This window comes from Iodobacter sp. BJB302 (assembly GCF_002735645.1).
Classification (GTDB): domain Bacteria; phylum Pseudomonadota; class Gammaproteobacteria; order Burkholderiales; family Chitinibacteraceae; genus Iodobacter.
Map to the genome: position 1 here is coordinate 54,494 of NZ_PDZG01000015.1, position 19,829 is coordinate 74,322.

Sequence of the window (19,829 nt, forward strand, 5' to 3'; positions counted from 1 at the left end):
CGTTAAATCCTGAACCACAGAGAGCACTGAGCGCACAAAGCTTCACTGAGAAAACCTAAAACCAGCTGGATTTCTCTGCGCCCTCTGTGCCCTCGTTTTACTCTGTGGTTCAGGATTTAGCCTTGCCACATAGTCATAACACCCCCGGAGCCATCCCATGAGCACATTTGAAACGCTTGCCGTTACCAGCGGCCTGCATCGCGATCCACTGGGTGCGATCAATACCCCGATTTATGCCTCTTCTACTTTCCGCCAGCCTTCCCCTGGGCAGCCAGATCAGTACGAGTATTCGCGCTCCAGCAATCCAACACGCGATGCTTTTGAAGTGGCGATCGCCGCTTTAGAAGGCGGCACACGCGGCTATGCTTTTGCGTCCGGCATGGCCGCCATTGCCACGGTATTGGAGTTGTTGCCGGTAAATAGTCACTTAGTGGCGGTGGATGATTTATACGGCGGCAGCGGGCGTTTATTCGAAAAAGTAAAACAGCGTACCGCAGGCTTAACGGTGACTTATGTGCCAACCGGCGACTTAGAAGCGCTGCAAGCGGCTATCAAGCCAGAAACCCAAATGATCTGGATTGAAACACCGTCCAATCCTCTGAACCGCCTGAGTGATTTAAGCGCCATCGTGGCGATTGCCAAAGCGCACAGCATGCTTACAGTGGCCGACAATACTTTTGCGTCCCCCGCTTTGCAGCGCCCGCTGGAGCATGGCGTGGATATCGTGCTGCATTCGGCAACCAAATATTTGAATGGCCATTCTGATGTGATCGCCGGAGCGGTGGTGGTGGGGGATAACGCGGAGCTGGCGGAGCAATTAGGCTTTTTGCAAAACGCTATCGGCGCGGTGCTTGATCCGTTTCAAAGCTTTTTAGCGCTGCGGGGGATTCGTACGCTGGCGATTCGTATGGAGCGGCATAATCATAATGCCCTGCGTATCGCTCAATGGCTGGAGCAACACCCGCGCGTTGAGCGCGTTTTATATCCTTACCTAGAAAGCCATCCTCAATATGCGCTGGCCAAAGCGCAAATGGCAGGCGGCGGCGGGGTGGTGTCGTTTTATCTGAAAGGGAACGACGCCGATGTGCATCAAGTGTTGACGCAGACCAGACTGTTTACTCTGGCAGAAAGCCTGGGCGGTGTAGAAAGCCTGATCAGCCAGCCTGTGCGGATGACGCATGCTTCGGTGCCGCCAGAGCGCCGCGTAAAATTGGGCATCAGCGATAATCTGATTCGCCTGTCGGTGGGGATTGAAGGCCTTGAAGATTTGCTGGCTGATTTAGAGCAAGCGCTGGCTGCGTAAGCTGATATTCCTGGCGGGCACGGTCTTATGAAGATCTGTGTCTATCAAGCATCTTCTTAAACCGTTATCCTTTGCTTACTATTTTGTAAAAGGATTTTGTTATGGATTTCCAAACACCCATCGATCGCAGCGCGACCTCAAGCCAAAAGTGGAATAAATATGCAGGGCAAGACGTCCTGCCGATGTGGGTGGCCGATATGGATTTTGCCAGCCCCATTTCTATTATGGCGGCCTTGCAAGAGCGTGTGGCGCATGGCGTGTTTGGTTATACCGATGCACCGGACAGCTTGGTGGAGGCGGTGCAGGCTTACGCAGCTCAGCATTATGGCTGGCAGATTGATGCCAGCTGGATCGTTTGGTTACCGGGCCTGGTGCAAGGTTTAAATCTGGCTTGCCGCACGGTGGGCGAGGCGGGTGATGAAGTACTGACCGCCACGCCGATCTACCCGCCCTTTTTACGTGCACCGGGCCTGTCCAGCCGCAGCCTGCTGACCGTGCCCTTGCTGCAAAAAAATAATGCGTGGGAATGGGATTTTGCCGCGCTGGAAGCGGCAATCACGCCTAAAACCAAGTTATTGCTGCTGTGCCATCCGCATAATCCGGTAGGCCGTGTTTGGACGACGGATGAGCTGACCCGGCTGATTGCCATCGCCCGCCGTCACGATTTAATCATCTGCTCGGACGATATTCACTGCGATTTGCTATTGGCGGAAGGCCTGAAACATCAGCCTCTGGCCGCGCTTGATCTCAGCTTTGCCGCACAAACCATTACTCTGCTTGCACCCTCCAAAACATGGAATATCGCTGGCCTTGGCTGCTCGCTGGCGGTGATTCCTGATCCGGCACTGCGTGCCCGCTTTCAAAAACAAATGGCCGGCATTGTGCCATCAGTGAATTTGCTGGCCTTTACCGCCGCCGAAGCCGCTTACCGCGATGATGGCATCTGGCATGCAGAGCTGATCGCCACTTTGCGGGCAAACCGGGATATTTTATTGGCTTGGTTTGCGGGCTCTGAGCGCTTAAAAATCACCCTGCCCGAGGCAACATATCTGGCGTGGATCGATGCCAGAGCGCTGGATCCGGTCAACCCCTTGCCGCACTTTGAAGCGCTGGGTGTGGGCCTGTCAGATGGCCGTGACTTTGGCCTGCCCGGCTTTGTACGCCTCAACTTCGGCTGCCCGGCTGTGACGCTGAAAGCGGCTTTAAAGCGGATTGAGTCGCTGCGTTAAGTGATATGCGGGCAAGGTTTTTCGCCTTGATCGGCGGCTGAGCTTTGAACCACAGAGGATGCAGACAGCACAGGGTTTCACAGAGAGAAGCGAGCCCTGATGGGTTTTCTCTGTGTGCTCTGTGTTCTCGTTTTACTCTGTGGTTCAAGGTGTAGCTCTGTGGAACAGCAGATCTTATTTTGAAAAGTGTATTTTACAAATCCCTTAACCCCGCCTTCTCACAGCCCCGCTCTAATTTATTCAGCATGCCCTGAAAGGCCAGCAATTCTTCGTCGTTAAATTCTTCCAGAATAACGCTTAAAAATGCACTGCGTTTTGGCAGGGCCTGGTTTACTTCGGCGCAGCCTTGTGGGGTGAGGGTGACGTTGCTGAGGCGGTTGTCTTGCGGGTCGTTGCTGCGCTGGATTAAGCCTTCTTTTTCCATGGCTTTAAGCAAGCGGGTGAGTGAGCCGGGGTCCATTTTGAGTTGCTGAATCAGCCATTTTTGCGAGCATTGGGTTTCTTTATAAAGCTGATTCAAAATGCGCCAGCGGGTCAGCCCCTGGCCTACAGATAATTCAAATGCACCCAGCATATTGCGATAGCTGCGGCCCAGTTGTTGTAATACTTTGAGCTGTTCGGCTTCGTGCGGCGTCATTATGCACCCCTTGGTTTGAACTGGATAACAGGCAGGCGGCGCAGGCACCAGAAGGCAAACAGTACGGCGGCAATGCCCAGCCACTGGCTGCTTTGAATGGAGTGGCTCAGTGTGGCGCGGGCTTGCTCAATCAGCAATAAGCCATCTTCGCCCAAGGCATTCATTTGCAAAATGGCTGCTTGCTGGCCTTCGGTATTGACCAGAATTTGCGGATCATTTATCAGGCTGGAAACTGGCTTGGCAAACTGCTGATTAATATCGTGTCCATAGCGCCAGCTTAAGATCGATCCAACCAGCGCGGTGCTGAGCATCCCGCCGATCATCCGCAGCGATTGCAGCAGCGCGGTGCTGATGCCCAGGTCTTTGCGCGGGCAGGTTTCCTGCACAAAAATAGTGAGGTTGGGCATGATAAAGCCCAGCCCCAGGCCGCCAGACACCATCAGGCTGATAATTAAAGGGTGCGAAGTATGAGGGGTGATATTCATCATGCCAGTCACGCAAACCAGCAGCAGGCCAAAACCCAGATAGAGCATGGCTTCGGGCCGTGGCAGGTGGTGCACAATCCGCCCGTTAAGAATGCTGGCAAAAGTAATGCAAACCACCAGCGGCGTAATCAGCATCCCGGCCTGGCTGGCCGACAAATGAAAACCACCTTGTAAAAGAAGCGGGGCATAAGACAAGATTGCAAACATGGTAAAGCCCATCAGGAGCGACAGCCTGAACAGCGCAGCAAGGGCTGGGTCTCTGAAAAGGGCAAAGGGCAGCATGGCGTGCTCATTATTGGCTTCTTGTTTCCATGCCAAAAAGCCTGCGATCAGGCATGTGAGCAAGACGCTGATCACCGGCACGCTCAGCCCCTGCTCCGGCAGCCATTCTACGGACAACTGCAAGCTGCCTAAAAATAGCGTAATCAGCAGCGCGCCCAACCAGTCAAGGCGGATTTTTGTATCGTGCTTGGGCTTTAAGCGTGGCAAAAAGCGGCTTACAAAAATCACACTCAATAAGCCAACCGGGATATTTACAAAGAACACGGCACGCCAGCTGACATAGTGGGTGAGCAGCCCACCGATACTGGGGCCAATGGCGTTGGCAATCCCAAATGCGGCGCTCAGCATCACCTGCCATTGTAAGCGCACTTTGCTATCGGGGAATAAATCGGGAATACACGCAAAAGCCGTACCGACCAGCATCCCGCCGCCTATGCCTTGCAGTGCACGGGCCAACACCAGCAGCAGCATACTGTTGGCCATGCCGCACAGCACCGATGCCAGCGTAAATGTCACGATAGCAACAACCACAAAAGGCTTGCGCCCGTAGTAATCGCCTAAGCGGCCAAAAATTGGAATGGTGACAATTGATGCCAGTAAATAGGCTGTGGATACCCATGCATACAGCTCAAAGCCGTGCAGCTCGGCCACGATTGTCGGCAGGGCGGTGGCCACAATGGTCTGATCGAGCGCCACCATCATAATCACAAAACATATGCCCAGCATGGCCAGCAGGGACTGGCGGAAGGTGCGTTCGGAATTCTGTTTCAACATAGTAGACATATCAATGATTGACTGATCAACTAATTATCGCAGCATCTTCATTACTAAGGAAAGGGTATTTTCCCCAGTGAGTGAAATGGGCAGGCCGGGTGGAGATGCACGTCAGATGCGGAGCAGGCCAGAAGTGCTTGCACGGAGAGGGCAGGTTTTTTATCCCGCAATGGTGGAAAAAAAAGCGCAGCCTAGGCTGCGCTTTTTACTATATACGCCTTTAAGTATTCAGCGGCCGGCAAAGGCCAGCTGTGATTTGTGCTCTGCGGCCTGGCAGGCTGCAGCTGTAAAGAGCACATCTGTGGATGAATTGAGTGCGGTTTCTGCAGAATCTTGCAGAACGCCAATAATAAAGCCGACGGCAACCACCTGCATGGCCAGATCATTAGAAATACCAAACAAGCTGCACGCCATAGGAATCAGCAGCAGCGAGCCACCGGCTACACCAGAAGCTCCGCAGGCACAGATGGCGGAAACCACGCTTAAAAGCAGTGCTGTAGGCAAATCAACCTGGATGCCCAGAGTATGCACTGCAGCCAGGGTCAGCACTGAAATGGTAATCGCCGCACCGGCCATATTGATGGTGGCGCCCAGCGGGATCGATACCGAGTAATCGTCTTCTTTCAGGCCCAGCTTTTTACATAAGGCCATATTGACGGGGATATTTGCCGCAGAGCTGCGGGTAAAAAAGGCGGTTACGCCGCTTTCACGCAGGCAGGCAAAAACCAGCGGGTAAGGGTTGCGGCGCAGCTTCCAGAATACAATCGCCGGGTTCATGATCAGGGCAACAAACAGCATGCAGCCGATCAGCACCAGTAAAAGGTGGGCATAGTTCAGTAAAGATTCGATACCGGTTTCGGCAATCGTTGAAGCAACCAGGCCAAAAATACCCAGCGGTGCAAAGCGAATGACCACACCTACAATCACCGATACGCCACCGGATAAATCGCTGACCACCGTTTTGGTCGTTTCATTGGCGTGGCGCATTGCCACACCAAGGGCAATGGCCCAAGCCAGAATGCCGATAAAGTTGGCATTCATCAGCGCTTTTACCGGGTTATCAACCACACTCAGCAAAAGGCTGCGCAGCACTTCCACAATGCCACTGGGTGGGGTGATATCGCTTGCGTGTTTGACCAGAATCAGCGTGGATGGGAACAAAAAACTGGCCGCTACAGCTACGACGGCCGCAGCAAATGTGCCAAATAAATACAGAACCAGAATGGGCCGCATATTCGATTTTTGGCTGGGTTTATGGTTAGCAATAGAAGCCGCTACCAAAACAAAAACCAGGATGGGGGCAACCGCTTTTAAGGCGCTGACAAATAAGCTGCCCAATAAACCTGCTGACTTGGCTGCCGCAGGAAAAAATAAAGCCAGTGCAATCCCTGCGATCAGGCCTATCATAATCTGGCTGACTAGGCTGCTGCGGTTTAATAGCCTGAGTAGCGGATTTTGTGTCTGCTGCATCGTGTTTCCTTTACTGTTTTATTCTCGTTGCTCGTTAGGAATGGCAATTAAATTTCCTGAAACGGGCGTGGAGGGGAAATAAGGCCAATGGCCGAGAATAAAATGGAAAGGGTTTAATCGGCTACTGGGGATTGCCTTAGCAATGCCCTTTTATCAGATGGTGTTATTACCATGGCAATTAATGACATCCAAATAATCATAGCAATCAGAAAGTCAGATTTATAAAAAACGGATTGTTCAAGTCGCTTTATAGCGAAACGCACATACATTTATTCGTTTTATTTAAAGGTCATCAAAGCCCGCTGAATACAGGATTAAATCTGCAAAAAGGGGATTTGGGGCGTACTGTGGATGGGGCAGTACGCCAGACACTTTAAAGTTTGAATCGGTTAAAGGTACTCTGCATTTCTTTGGCCAGCTCATCCAGTGTTTTTAAGGTGTGCATGGATGATTGCAGGGCTGCATCCGAATCCAGAATTTGCCCGTTAATGGATTCAGTGCTCTGTGCCATTGCCGTAGTGGCGTTGTGCTGCTCGCCGGTAGAGAGCGCAATTTCGCTGATTCTTTCCATAACCTGTTGCATGGAATCGCCAATTTGCTGCATTTGTCCGCTGGCGGTTTGTGTGAGCGCGCTGCTGGTGTCTACGGCTTTCACTGTCGTTTGCATATTGCCCACCGCTCGGCCGGTTTCACCAAGAATATCGCTGATCATCTGGCTGATTTCCATGGTGGCTTTACCCGTGCGCTCAGCAAGTTTGCGTACTTCATCCGCAACGACTGCAAAGCCGCGGCCTTCTTCGCCAGCGCGGGCGGCTTCAATTGCTGCATTGAGCGCCAGCAGATTGGTTTGGTCGGCAATATCACGGATCACATTGGTGATTTTGCTGATATCTTGTGAGCGATGCTCCAAAGAAGCCAGCAGGCTGGATAAATCGCCCACAGACTGGCGCGTATTCGCCATTTCTCTGCTGATTTTCAGCACATTTTCACTGCCATGCTGCGAGGCCAGCGCTGCCGCTTTCACTAAATCATCGGTTTCGCGGGCGGCATCGGCAATGTGCGAGATGCTGACGCTGACTTCTTCGATGGCGGCTGCGTTGGCGCTTGAGATATCGGCCAGGTGATGTGAATCACTGGCAAGCCTGAGCACTGAATTACTGACCTCACTCACGCCTCCTGTGAGCTCAATCGCTTCATGGCGCAGCGCAATAAACATCGTGTTTAAGCGTTCAATAAAGTGATTAAAAGCCTGGGCTGTTTCAGCAACTTCATCATGACCCTGGCTTGGAATGCGCCGGGTTAAATCGGCTTCGCCTTGAGAGATATCCAGCATGGCATCGCGGATTTGCAATAAGCCTGCCAGCAGCCTGCGTAAGTAGGCGGTGCAAAACAGAATAACCACCAGCAAGACAACGCAAAGCGCAGAAATAATAATCCAGACAAGGCGATGCAAAGGGGCATCGATTTCCGCTTTATCCAGTGCAACGCCCAGCACCCAATCGCTGCCTGCTACCGGGGAGAGCTCAATCAGATAATCTTCACCATCTATGGCAAAAACGCTGGCGTGTTTGCCACCACTTAAGCGTGCAGAAAATTCGCTGTCTGTCAGCCCAGGGATTAAATCACTGATGGGCTTGAGATCAAAACCTGTCTTGGGATAGGCAATAATCTTGCCATCTTTGGTTGTCAGGAAAACATGGCCTTTACCCGCTAATTTGGTGGCGAGGGTTGATTTAACCAGATCAGTAATCAGAATATCACCGCCAATGACAATATTGGGGTCTTTGGCTTTTTGCGCAAATGTAATGACCAGCTGGCCTTTGGTTGCAGGCTCAGAATCAGGGTAGGGGCCGGAGATAATCACCCCATTGGCGGCGTTGGCTTCAATAAACCAGGGGCGGGCAGCGGGGTTATATTCTGCGCTGGGTTTGCTGCGGCCGGGCACAGAGTACAGCATGTCTTTGCTGCTGCCATTGCCCTCATAAATAACGTTAAAGCCACCCGCTTCGGCAAGCTGCTGCAGGTAGTAGCTGATATTTTCTTCGCCGCTGTGGCGCAAGGTGGCGGTGATAATGCGTTTATGTGATTCAAGCCAGCCGCTGATAAATGCGGTTTGCCCGGCGGCAACCGAATCAATTTCTCGTTCGGCTTCGGCATAGGTATGGCTGCGGATATTAAGGCAGGCAATCACGGTAATGCTGATTGTGGCGATCAGCATAGAGAGCGCAATTAAGAGCGTAATCTTACTTCTGATAGAGTGCATTATCTGCTTGAAAGGTAGTAGTAATATTCGGCATTGTCCTTTATTTTAAGCGCCGATTTATTGGTATATCACAATATGCTTATATAATATTCTCGGTAATAATTACCATTAAATAAAGAAAAAAAGCGGTCATTCAAGATGATTGAATGACCGCTTTTTTGTAAAAAGAAAGAACAAAGAAAGTTCTTTAAATTTAATCAGCAGATGAATGCAAACAGATATGTTTACATTTTGAAGCGATTAAATGCTGCCTGCATTTTCTTTGCCAGATCGTCCAGCATTTTCAGGGTTTGCATTGAAGATTGCAGTGCCGCATCTGAATCCAGAATCTGGCCATTAATCGATTCAGTGCTTTGTGCCATGGCCGTGGTTGCGTTCTGCTGCTCACCTGTGGACAACGCAATTTCGCTGATCCGGTCGGTGACCTGCTGCATAGACTGGCCGATCAGGGTCATCTGCTCGCTGGCTGTTTGCGTGAGTGCGCTGCTTAAATCAACCGCTTTCACGGTGGTTTGCATATTACTCACAGCAAGACCTGTTTCGCTGAGGATGTCGCCAATCATCTGGCTGATTTCCATCGTGGCCTTGCCGGTACGTTCTGCCAGCTTGCGAACTTCATCGGCGACTACGGCAAAGCCTCGTCCCTGCTCACCTGCCCGCGCCGCTTCAATCGCTGCATTCAGTGCCAGCAGATTGGTTTGATCGGCAATTTCACGAATTACATTGGTGATCTTGGTGATATCTTGCGAGCGATGTTCTAAAGAGGCCAGCAGTGTAGATAAATCGCCAACTGACTGGCGGGTATTGGCCATTTCATCGCTGATTTTCAAGACATTCTGGCTGCCATGACGCGATGCTTTTGCTGCTTCTTTAACCAGATCATCGGTTTCACGCGCAGCATCCGCGATATGCGAGATGCTGACGCTGACTTCTTCGATGGCGGCCGCATTTGAGCTGGAAATATCAGCAAGGTTGTGCGAATCATTGGCCAGCTTCAGTACCGAGCCGCTGACTTCGCTCACGCCACCTGTCAGTTCAATGGCTTCGCTGCGTAATTCTTTAAACAGAATATTCAAGCGATCAATAAAGCGGTTAAAGGCCTGAGCGGTTTCTGCAACCTCATCATTGCCTTCGCTTGGAATACGGCGGGTCAGATCGGCTTCACCCTGGGAAATATCCAGCATGGCATCGCGAATACGTAATAAACCTGCCAGTAAGCTGCGTAAATAGGCGGTACAAAACACAATAACGGCAATCAGCACGGCTACAACCGCCGCAATAATAATCATGATCAGATGATTGAGCGGTGCGTCGATTTCGGCTTTATCCAGCGCCACACCCAATACCCAGTCGCTGCCGGCAATGGGGGCGAGCTCAAGTAAGAAGTCGTTACCATCAATGCTGATCTGGTTTGCACTGCCTTTGCTGAGCAGGGCTGAAACAGCGCTGTTATCTAAGCCTGGGATTAGATCTGTAATCGGTTTAAGCTCAAATCCCGGCTTAGGGTAGGCAATGATTTTGCCTTCTTTGGTCATTAAAAAGACATGACCTTTACCTGCCAGTTTGATGGCGAGTGTGGATTTAACCAGATCACCAATCATAATGTCGCCGCCAATGACCTTTTCATGGCCGCCAACTTTCTGGGCCAAGGTCAGAACCAGGTCTTTAATGGCTGGATCGGCATCGCGGTAAGGCTCGGATACGATTACATCATTACTGGATTTTGCCTGGATATACCAAGGGCGTGCAGCAGGATCATATTCAGGGCTGGGTTTGCTTTGGCCGGGCACAGAATACATCATGGTTTTTGCGCTGCCATCGCCTTCAAACATCAGGCTGTAGCCACCCGCTTCGGCTAATTGCTGTAAATAAAGGCTGATGTTTTCTTCACCGGTATGGCGCAGGGCGGCTTTTACGATGTGTTTGCGCGAATCAAGCCAGTTGCTGATAAATGCGGTTTGGGCCGCTGCGACTGAGTCAATTTCCCGCTCCGCCTCGGCGTAGGTGTGGCTGCGGATATTTAAGCAGGTGATGATCGTAATGCTGATTGTGGCAAACAGCATGGATAACGCGATTAATAGCGTAATTTTACTTCTGATGGACTGCATCATGTACCTGAAAATAAAGAGAATTAATCTGAATTATCCTCTTTTTTTATGTTATTAGGATACGCTAATAATCCAAAAAGCCTGCATGGGTATTATTTACAGTTTTGCGGCGGATACAGCAAGCTGCCCGGCCATATTTTTCATGGTCAAAACGCCGGAATGCCCCGGCATTTTTGATTGTCAGAACAGATAAGCTTGAGTTTGATGTGGATAGCCCTCATCCTGATCTTGTATTTAAAAACTGCCCAAGGAGTAGTTATGAACGGCCCCAGCCCGGAAAATAAGCACCCGATGGATGGGTTTCCCCAGGTTTGCTACATCAAAAATACCATTAGTAATCCCAATATTATTGTCGGCGATTACAGCTATTACGATGACCCGGCAGATTCGGAAAACTTTGAACGTCATGTGCTCTATCACTATCCCTTTATTGGCGACAAACTGATTATTGGTAAATTTTGTGCCATCGCCCGTGGCGTGAAATTTATTATGAATGGTGCCAATCACAAGCTCTCCGGTATCTCTTCTTATCCCTTTCAAATCTTTGGCAATGGCTGGGAAAAATCCGCGCCGCCTCTTTCTGATTTTCCTTATAAAGGCGATACCTTGGTTGGGAACGATGTATGGATAGGCTATGACGCTTTAATTATGCCGGGAGTAAAAATAGGCAACGGTGCCGTGATTTCATCCCGCTCTGTGGTGACTCGCGATGTGCCTGCCTACACCGTAGTCGGTGGCAACCCTGCCAAGCTCATTAAGCATCGCTTTACTCTGGACCAGGTGGCAAGGCTGGAAGAAATTGCATGGTGGAATTGGCCTGTAGAAGTCATCAGCCCGCATCTGCCGGAAATTATGGCGGGGGATATCGGGGCATTGGGCGCAGTGGATTTTTAAGCGTGCTGTGCTTCGGGCTGAATCCCTGTTTTAAAGATTCCGGGTTTTTGTATTAAGTCATAAAGAGCAAAAGCGTTCTTTTCAGGCAAAGGCCCCGCCTGCAAGAACGCTTGATTATGCCTGAGCTGTTTTGTTCGCAACGTTAAATAAGACCTTCCTCATTCCGTCTGTTACATAAAAAGCCAGTAAGTTGTTTGAGTTTTTGTCAGTAATTCCTGAATTAAATCAAGCCAGTTCGTAATTTAAAAACAACAGAGAAGTGCGCTTTTACTGCTGTTTGTCTGCAGAAATGATGTTTATTTTTTACGCAAGGTGTATTTTTTTTGCGTGCTCTGTATATTTATAATTTCTATTGTTGTAATAATTTAAAGAGCCTTTAGATTGATAATACTTGTTTTTTTTGTAAGCTATATTCAGGTTTGCTTTCTGCTTAGCCTAGTATATAAGTGAATATTAATATTCTGCCTGTATATTTTAATACAGGGGGAATGCACTTATTTCTACGCTCTGCAACAGCAGGCAGCGCTGCACCAACGAGCCGGGTGGCTGGATGGCTCGCTATTTTCAGAGGTCATTTGCAATGCAAAATAATGAATCAGCACGCGCTCCTTTTGCCGGTCAAGAGCCTTCTTCACAGCGGCTTGCTTCTGACTTGCTGCTTATTACTCCCCCGCTGCTAACTTCTGAAGTTGTAAGCCATAGCACTGCCGCCAGCCAAATTGTTTTTATTGAAGATAATGTGGCGGATATCGCGCAAATGATTGATGCGCTCAGCGCGGATAAGGAAGTTCATATTCTGGATTCAAGCCGGGATGGGCTGAGCCAGATGAGCGATATACTGGCGGGCAGAAGTGGTGTGGATGCGCTGCATCTTATTTCTCATGGCTCTGAAGCTGCGCTGAGTTTAGGCTCGCTAACACTTGATGCTCAGAATCTGAATGAGCATGCATTTGAATTGCAAACCATTGCTTTATCACTGCGCCAAGGGGCAGATATTCTGCTGTATGGCTGCAATGTGGCTAAAGGAGAGGATGGCGCTGGCTTTATCCGGCAGCTGGCCAGTTATACCAAAGCCGATATTGCGGCTTCGGACGATTTAAGTGGTGCTGCCGCTTTGGGCGGAAATTGGGTATTAGAAAAAACCACTGGCAATATTGAAGCAGCGCTCGCTATTTCTAAATTAACGGCATATTCCGCTACGCTAGCCGTACCGGCCAATCAGAATTTTGAAACGTTTTCAAATACAGGTAATTCTACGACCAGCCGCTCTGTTGGCGGGATTACTTATTCCAGCAATGGCAGTGCTGCTGTTGATATTGTTGATGATGTAAATGGCTTTTACAGCGAGACATTTACGGGCTTTACCGGCCATGCCATTCTGAATGATTACAATGGATCTGCTAATTCGGCCATTTCATATTTTCAATTTTCCTCTGATAGCGTCAGTGATAAATTTAAACTTCTCTCACTGGTTGCAAATGCAAACGATAATATTGGCGGCTTTAATAGCAATTTTTCGGTAACAGGCTATAGCGGGGGCAGTGGGGGCACCCAGGTGGTGCAAGTCACGGGCCTGAATATGGGGCTTTCAGCAACTTACGGTAGTGGTAATGCAGCCATTGTTTATAGCAAGTTATCCAGTACGTATAACGCAGGCTCGCTGACCTTTGGCTCGGCCTGGGACAATATTGATACGGTTGTTTTTAGCCGCACTGGCGGCACAGATGGGGTGGGTCTGGCATTGGACAGCCTGGTGTTTACAACGCCAACGGCTACTTCTGTAATTACCAGCGCCACTTATGATGCCAGTACCGGTGTGCTTTCTGTAACCGGCAGTGGTATGAATACGAGCGATACCATAGATGCCACTAAGCTTTCACTCACAGGGCAGGGCGGGGCAAGTTATACCCTGACCAGCGCCAATACTAATCCCGGCAGTACCACCACTTTTTCAATTACCCTGAATGCCACTGACAAAATTGCAGTGAATGGCTTGCTGAACAAGGCCGGGACATCTTCAGTAGGTGGCACGACTTTTAATCTGGCTGCGGCTGCCAACTGGGATGTCACTACAAATGCTGCGGCAGATTTAACATCTAACGGGGTGACTGTCAGCAATGTTAGCCCGCCAGCCATCAGCTCCGCTACCTATAACGCGGCGACGCATGTGCTGACGGTAACGGGCAGTAATCTGGTCGGAACAATCGGCACGCCAAATGATATTACGGTTTCCAAGCTTACCCTGAGAGGCGAAGGGGGCAGCACTTACACGCTGACGAGTGCCGATGTGGAAGTCGGCAGTGCAACTTCGTTTGCTGTGACGCTCAATGCCACAGACCGTGCCCAGATTGAGATGCTGTTTAATAAGGCGGGCACCAGCTCCAGCGGCGGCACAACGTATAACCTGGCTGCCGCCGATGACTGGGATAGCGTGATCAATAACAGCGATACCTCGGTAGCGACTGCGGGGGGCACGGTTTCCAATGTGGCCGTTCCCACCATGACTTCGGCCACCTATAACGCGGCAACAGGCGTATTGGTAGTCACGGGTACAGGCTTGTTGTCTGCCAGCGGCGCAGCTAACGATATTGTGGCTAATAAGCTGACTGTGAGCGGGGAAGGAGGGGCAACGTATACGCTGACAGACAGCGCTAATGTGGATATCAGCTCGCAAACTTCATTTACGCTCACGCTTTCTGCCACCGATAAAGCCGCAATTAATCTGCTGCTGAATAAAAATGGTACAAGCGCTACAGGGGGCAGCACCTTTAATCTTGCAGGGGCAGAAGACTGGGCCGCAGGCGCGGATGCGGCGGTGGTGGTGGCTGATCTGACGGGCAATGGTATTACGGTCAGTAATGTGGCGGTGCCAGCCATTACTTCCGCCACCTACAACGCAGCAACGGGCGTCTTAACCGTTAGCGGTACAGGCTTTTTAAGCCTGAGTGGTGCGGGCAACGATATTGTGGCCAATAAGCTGAGCATTGGCGGGGAAGGCGCAAGCTATACCCTGACCGATACGGCCAACGCAGACATCAGCTCCGGCACTTCATTTACGCTGACGCTCTCTGCAACGGATCAGGCCGCTGTAAATCAGCTGCTGAATAAAAATGGCACAAGCTCTACCGGTGGCACCACCTTCAACCTTGCCGCCGCCGAAGACTGGGCCGCTGGCGCTGATGCCGCTGTTGTTGTGGCGGATTTAAGCGGTAATGGCATCACGGGCAGCAATGTGGCTGCGCCCGTGATTAGTTCTTCCACTTACAACGCAGCAACGGGCGTATTAGTGGTGACCGGTACGGGCTTTTTAAAACTGAGCGGTGCAAGCAATGAAATCATTGCCAACAAGCTTAGTTTTAGCGGGGAGGGCGGCAGCTACACGCTGACTGACACTGCCAATGTGGATATCACCTCTGGCACCAGCTTCAGTCTTACCCTGAGTGCTGCCGATCTGGCGCAAGTGAATCAGCTGCTGACTAAAAATGGCAGCAGCTCAACTTCTGGTACGACTTACAACCTGGCCGCAGCAGAAGACTGGCAGGCCGGGGCGGATGCGGCTGTTGTGATTGCTGATTTAACAGGCAATGGGATAACAGTCAGCAATGTGGCCGTCCCAACCATTACCTCAGCGGCTTATAACGTGAGCACGGGCGTGCTGGTGGTGACGGGCACCGGCCTGCTTAAATTAAGCGGAGCCAATAATGATATTGTGGCCAATAAGCTGACCTTTACCGGTGAAGCGGGCCAGACTTACACCCTGACCGATAGCAGCAATGTAGAAATCACATCGGCAACCTCGTTTACCATCACCATGAGCAGCACTGATCGCGCTGCGCTTGATCTGATTATCAATAAAAACGGTACAAGCTCTGTAGACGCCAGCACTTACAACCTGGCTGCTGCTGAAGACTGGGCGGCCGGGGCAGATGCTGCGGTCGTCGTAGCCGATTTAAGCGGCAATGGTATAACTGCCAGCAATGCGGGCGTGCCGGTGATCAACAGCGCCACCTATAACGCAGCGACCCATGTGCTGACGGTGACGGGCAGCCATTTTCAGGCCCAGGCAGGAGCGGCTAATGATATTGCGGTTTCTTTACTGACCCTGACGGGCGAAGGGGGAAGCTATACCCTGACCTCTGCGGATGTTGAAATCAGCAGCGCCACTGGTTTTTCTGTGACCTTAAATGCGGCAGATCAAATCAATATTGAAGGGCTACTGAATAAAAACGGCATCAGCTCAGGTAATGCCACAACTTATAACCTGGCCGCAGCAGACAACTGGCTGGCCAGTGTTGCGCTGAGTGCAGATCTGACTGGCAATGGCATTACCGTAAGCAACACCACTTTGCCGCAGATCAGCTCGGCCACTTATAACGCGGCTACCGGCGCTTTGGTGGTAACAGGTAGCAATCTGATTAAAAAAGTGGGGGCAGGCAATGATGTCACCGCGAATAAACTGACTATCACGGGTGAAGGCGGAGCCACTTACACGCTGACGGACAGTGCCGATGTGGAAATCACCTCTGCCACAGAATTTACGCTGACCTTAAGCAATACCGATAAGGCCGCTGTTAATCTGATCATCAATAAAAATGGCAGCAGCTCAAGCAGTGCAACAAGCTACAACCTTGCTGCCGCAGAAGACTGGATTGCCGGCGCAGACAGCGCCGCCGTGGTGGCTGATCTGACTGCTAATGGGATAAGTGCCAGTAATGTGGCGGTACCGGTCATTACATCGTCTGCCTATAACGCGGCAACAGGCACGCTGGTGGTGACGGGGACAGGGTTTTTGTCTTTAAGTGGTGCAAATAACGATATTGTTGCCAATAAATTTACCTTTAGCGGTGAGGGCGGGCAAAGCTATACCCTGGTTGATACGGCCAATGTGGAGATCACATCGGGCACCAGCTTTACTCTGGTTTTAAGCGCGGCCGATAAAGCGGCAATGAATTTAATCTTTAATAAGGCAGGCACAAGCTCAACAGGAACAGCCACCTACAATCTTGCTGCTGCAGAAGATTGGGCTGCCGGAGCTGATGCTGCCGTTGTTGTCGCAGATTTAAACGGCAATGGCATCACGGTCAGTAATGTGGCCGTGCCGCAGATTAACTCATCGGTATACAACAGCAGCACAGGCGTGTTGCAGGTAAGCGGCAGTGGCTTTTTATCTTTAAGTGGTGGTGCTAACGATATTGTGGCCAATAAGCTGAGCTTTACCGGGCAGGGCGGCGCCAGCTATACCCTGACGGACAGCGCTAATGTGGAGATCACATCGGGCACGGCCTTTACCCTGACACTGAGTGCCACAGATAAAGCCGCTGTGCTGCTCTTACTTAATCAGGATGGAACAACAGCAACGGATGCCACCACCTACAATCTGGCTGCTGCTGAAGACTGGGCTGCAGGGGCTGATGCTGCCGTGGTGGTGGCAGATCTCACCGGCAATGGTATTACGGTGGCCAGCGGCCCGGTGATCAGCAGCGCCAGTTATGATGCGGCCACCCATATTCTGAGTGTGACCGGCAGTAATTTTCAGGCCAAGACAGGTGCAGCTAATGATATTGCGGTGTCGCTGCTGAGTATTGCAGGGGAAGGAGGGAGCTATACCCTGACTTCGGCCGATGTGGAGATCACAAACAGCACGTCTTTCTCGATTAACTTAAATGCCACCGACAGCATTAATCTGGATGGCCTGCTGAATAAAAACGGCACAAGCTCCGGAAATGCCACAACGTATAACCTGGCCGCAGCAAATAACTGGCTGGCGAATGTGGCCTTAAATGCAGATTTGACGGGTAACGGGATTACGGTCAGTAATACAGCTACGCCGCAAATCACCTCTGCAACCTACGCCGCCAGCAGCGGTGTTTTAGTGGTAACGGGCACGGGCTTACTTAAAAAAATAGGTGCAGCCAATGATATTGTCGCTAATAAATTCACCCTTAAAGGCGAGGGGGCCGGTACATACACGCTGACAGATACCGCAAGTGTGGAGATTAGTTCGGCCAGCGCATTTACTCTTACCCTGAGCGCAACAGACAAAGCGGCTGTTAATCTGTTGCTGAATAAAAGCGGCACACTATCTACGGGAGGAACCAGCTATAACCTTGCCGCCGCTGAAGACTGGATTGCCGGCGCAGACAGTGCGGCCGTCGTCGCTGATTTAACCGGCAATGCCATCACAGCGACATTGCCAGCACCAACGCCAACACCAACACCAACGCCAACACCAACACCAACACCAACACCAACACCGGTGCCAAGTACTGTCGATGGCGTTGTAGTGAGTACCACCACCACTCATGATGCTAATACCGGTCTGAATAATCAGAGTGTTTCTGTTCCTGTCATTACGGCAGGCAGGGTAGAGGACAACAGCACCTCGCATGGCCAGCTGGCCGATATTCCGCTGGGCATCAATCAGGGTGCAGCCAGCTCTAATCTTCTGGTGAGCTTGCCCAATGGCACCGGCCTGCAGGCTGATGGCCCCAATACGCTGCTGAGCAATAATCAGGCTTTGATTGATTTAATTATGCGCATCGAAAGCAAAACGGTGTCTGGCTCACAAGTGCAAACAGGGATGACGGGGTTTGGTACTCAATTTTTAAATAATTTACTGCCTGATACGCTGTTACAAACCAAGACGCTGACGCTCAGCATCGCACCTGACCAGACGCTCAATCAGGCGATTTTGGTTTCAGGCACACCGGCTGCGGGCAATGGCGGCTCCTTGCCCGCATCGCCTGCTTCCTCCCTTGCCATTGTGATTGATGCAAGGGCATTGCCGTCAGGTACAACAATTCAGCTTGATGATGTTGATTTTGCCAGTATCGTAGGCAGTGCCATTGTGCGTGGTGGTAATGGTAAAAACTACGTGATTGGCGATGATGCATCACAAACACTCTTTTTGGGGGCGGATGACGATACGCTGCTTGGCGGAGCGGGTGACGATATCGTAGGAAGTGCCGGAGGAAATGATTATCTGGATGGCGGAGCCGATAATGACCGCCTGTTTGGCGGCACAGGCAACGATTCCGTGCTGGGTGGCAGTGGCAATGATTCAGTGCAGGGCGGTCGCAGTGACTTAGGGCAATGGAATTTTTATCTGAATAACCAGGGCCAGGTGACAGGCCGCCATATCACCCAATTGGTGGATGCCACACAGACTGAAACCATTACGGCCACAGAGCTTAATCAGACAGTGGCAGATTTAGGCTTTGCCTCAGGCAGCCAGACGCAATTGCAATCCCTGGCACTGCTTTATCATGCCGCATTTAACCGCAGCCCTGATTTGGCAGGCTTAAGTTATTGGGTCAAAACAGGAAAAACCACAGACCAGATCGCGCTTGATTTTTGCTATTCAAATGAATGGAATAATGGCGCGGGCAAGCTTTCAAATTTAGATTTTATGCGCCAGCTTTATCAGACAACCCAAGGCAGCGTTGATCAGAATGGCAGCGGCACATGGGCCGCCAGGCTGGATTCGGGTGCTGTAACACGTGCTGAGGTATTAAAACAGTTTGCCGGCAGCAGTGAGCATCAGGCGCTGTGGCTGACCGCTTTTGGCCTGTCGCTGGGAGGGCAGAATATCAGCACAGAACAAGGCTGGATTGCCGGCAGCGGAGACGATCGCCTGACTGGGGGCACTGGCAATGACACCCTTGTCGGGGGCGATGGCAGCGACACCGTGGTTTACTCCGGCAAGCTGGCTGATTACAAATTTATTCTCAGCAATAAAGGCGAAGTACAGATTGCAGAAAACAAAGCCAATGGGGATATTGATTTAATCCGGCAAATTGAAAAGGGAGAATTCAGCGATGGTACGGTCGATTTAAGCTTCACCCAGGCCGGCCAGGCCACTTTGCAGCAAATTGCATTAATGTACCAAATGGTGCTGGGAAGAAATGCAGAGCTTAATGGCTTCAGCTATTGGACAAACCACTATCAGGAAAACAAAGCACTGGCAGATGGCTTTTTATACTCGGCAGAATTTCAGCAACAACATGGCCGCCTGAATAACGCTGATTTTGTTAACCTGCTTTATCAGAATGCATTGCATCATGCTGCGGATGCCACGAGCCAGCAAAACTGGCAAGGCTATCTGGCCAGCCATACACGCGCAGAAATGATTGTTGCAATGAGCATCACTCCGGAAATCATCGCCGCTCAATACAATACCGAAGGCTTGTGGATGGTGTGATGATCTGGCGCTTTTAAAAGTAAACTTCTGCGGAGTATTTTTTAAAAGCCGGAATCTTTGAACTGCACCCCAAAAGTTGGACACCCGTCCATATTTTTGGGGTGTTTTTATGTCCAAGTACTCAACGCAATTCAAGCTCTCTGTCGTTCAGCAATATTTAACTGGCGAAGCGGGTATCAAAACG

9 protein-coding genes are annotated in these 19,829 nt (G+C 50.8%); 4 read left to right on the forward strand and 5 right to left on the reverse strand.

Features of this window, described 5'->3' with window-relative positions; translation table 11 throughout:
• Positions 1 to 157 precede the first annotated feature (157 nt).
• Both CSQ88_RS07185 and CSQ88_RS07190 read left to right on the forward strand, forming a co-directional pair.
• The gene (locus tag CSQ88_RS07185) at positions 158 to 1,303 is read left to right on the forward strand and encodes a PLP-dependent aspartate aminotransferase family protein (RefSeq protein ID WP_099397421.1); all 1,146 of its coding nucleotides are present in this window, start codon (positions 158 to 160) and stop codon (positions 1,301 to 1,303) included.
• 101 nt (positions 1,304 to 1,404) lie between these two features.
• Complete coding sequence (locus CSQ88_RS07190; protein WP_099397422.1) at positions 1,405 to 2,532, forward strand: MalY/PatB family protein; 1,128 nt, start codon at positions 1,405 to 1,407, stop codon at positions 2,530 to 2,532.
• A gap of 193 nt (positions 2,533 to 2,725) precedes the next feature.
• Here CSQ88_RS07190 and CSQ88_RS07195 read toward each other — a convergent pair whose 3' ends face one another.
• The 5 genes from CSQ88_RS07195 to CSQ88_RS07215 form a co-directional block, all read right to left on the reverse strand.
• Positions 2,726 to 3,169 (reverse strand): MarR family winged helix-turn-helix transcriptional regulator, encoded by a 444-nt coding sequence (locus CSQ88_RS07195; RefSeq protein ID WP_099397423.1) that lies wholly within the window; start codon positions 3,167 to 3,169, stop codon positions 2,726 to 2,728.
• Entirely contained in the window at positions 3,169 to 4,710 is a 1,542-nt protein-coding gene (locus tag CSQ88_RS07200) for an MFS transporter (protein WP_257212514.1), read from the reverse strand. Before CSQ88_RS07200 ends, CSQ88_RS07195 begins: the two co-directional genes overlap by 1 nt.
• 228 nt (positions 4,711 to 4,938) lie before the next feature.
• Complete coding sequence (sstT, locus tag CSQ88_RS07205; RefSeq protein WP_099397425.1) at positions 4,939 to 6,180, reverse strand: serine/threonine transporter SstT; 1,242 nt, start codon at positions 6,178 to 6,180, stop codon at positions 4,939 to 4,941.
• A 373-nt stretch (positions 6,181 to 6,553) separates the two neighbouring features.
• The gene (locus tag CSQ88_RS07210) at positions 6,554 to 8,443 is read right to left on the reverse strand and encodes a methyl-accepting chemotaxis protein (protein ID WP_099397426.1); all 1,890 of its coding nucleotides are present in this window, start codon (positions 8,441 to 8,443) and stop codon (positions 6,554 to 6,556) included.
• A 224-nt stretch (positions 8,444 to 8,667) separates the two neighbouring features.
• Positions 8,668 to 10,554 (reverse strand): methyl-accepting chemotaxis protein, encoded by a 1,887-nt coding sequence (locus CSQ88_RS07215; RefSeq protein WP_257212515.1) that lies wholly within the window; start codon positions 10,552 to 10,554, stop codon positions 8,668 to 8,670.
• Between the two features lie 255 nt (positions 10,555 to 10,809).
• Between CSQ88_RS07215 and CSQ88_RS07220 the strand changes: the two genes are divergently transcribed.
• Positions 10,810 to 11,445, forward strand: a complete 636-nt coding sequence (locus CSQ88_RS07220) for a Vat family streptogramin A O-acetyltransferase (protein ID WP_099397427.1) — start codon at positions 10,810 to 10,812, stop codon at positions 11,443 to 11,445.
• Positions 11,446 to 12,025: 580 nt separating this feature from the next.
• Complete coding sequence (locus tag CSQ88_RS07225) at positions 12,026 to 19,645, forward strand: DUF4347 domain-containing protein (RefSeq protein ID WP_180273571.1); 7,620 nt, start codon at positions 12,026 to 12,028, stop codon at positions 19,643 to 19,645.
• The last annotated feature ends 184 nt before the right edge of the window (positions 19,646 to 19,829 follow it).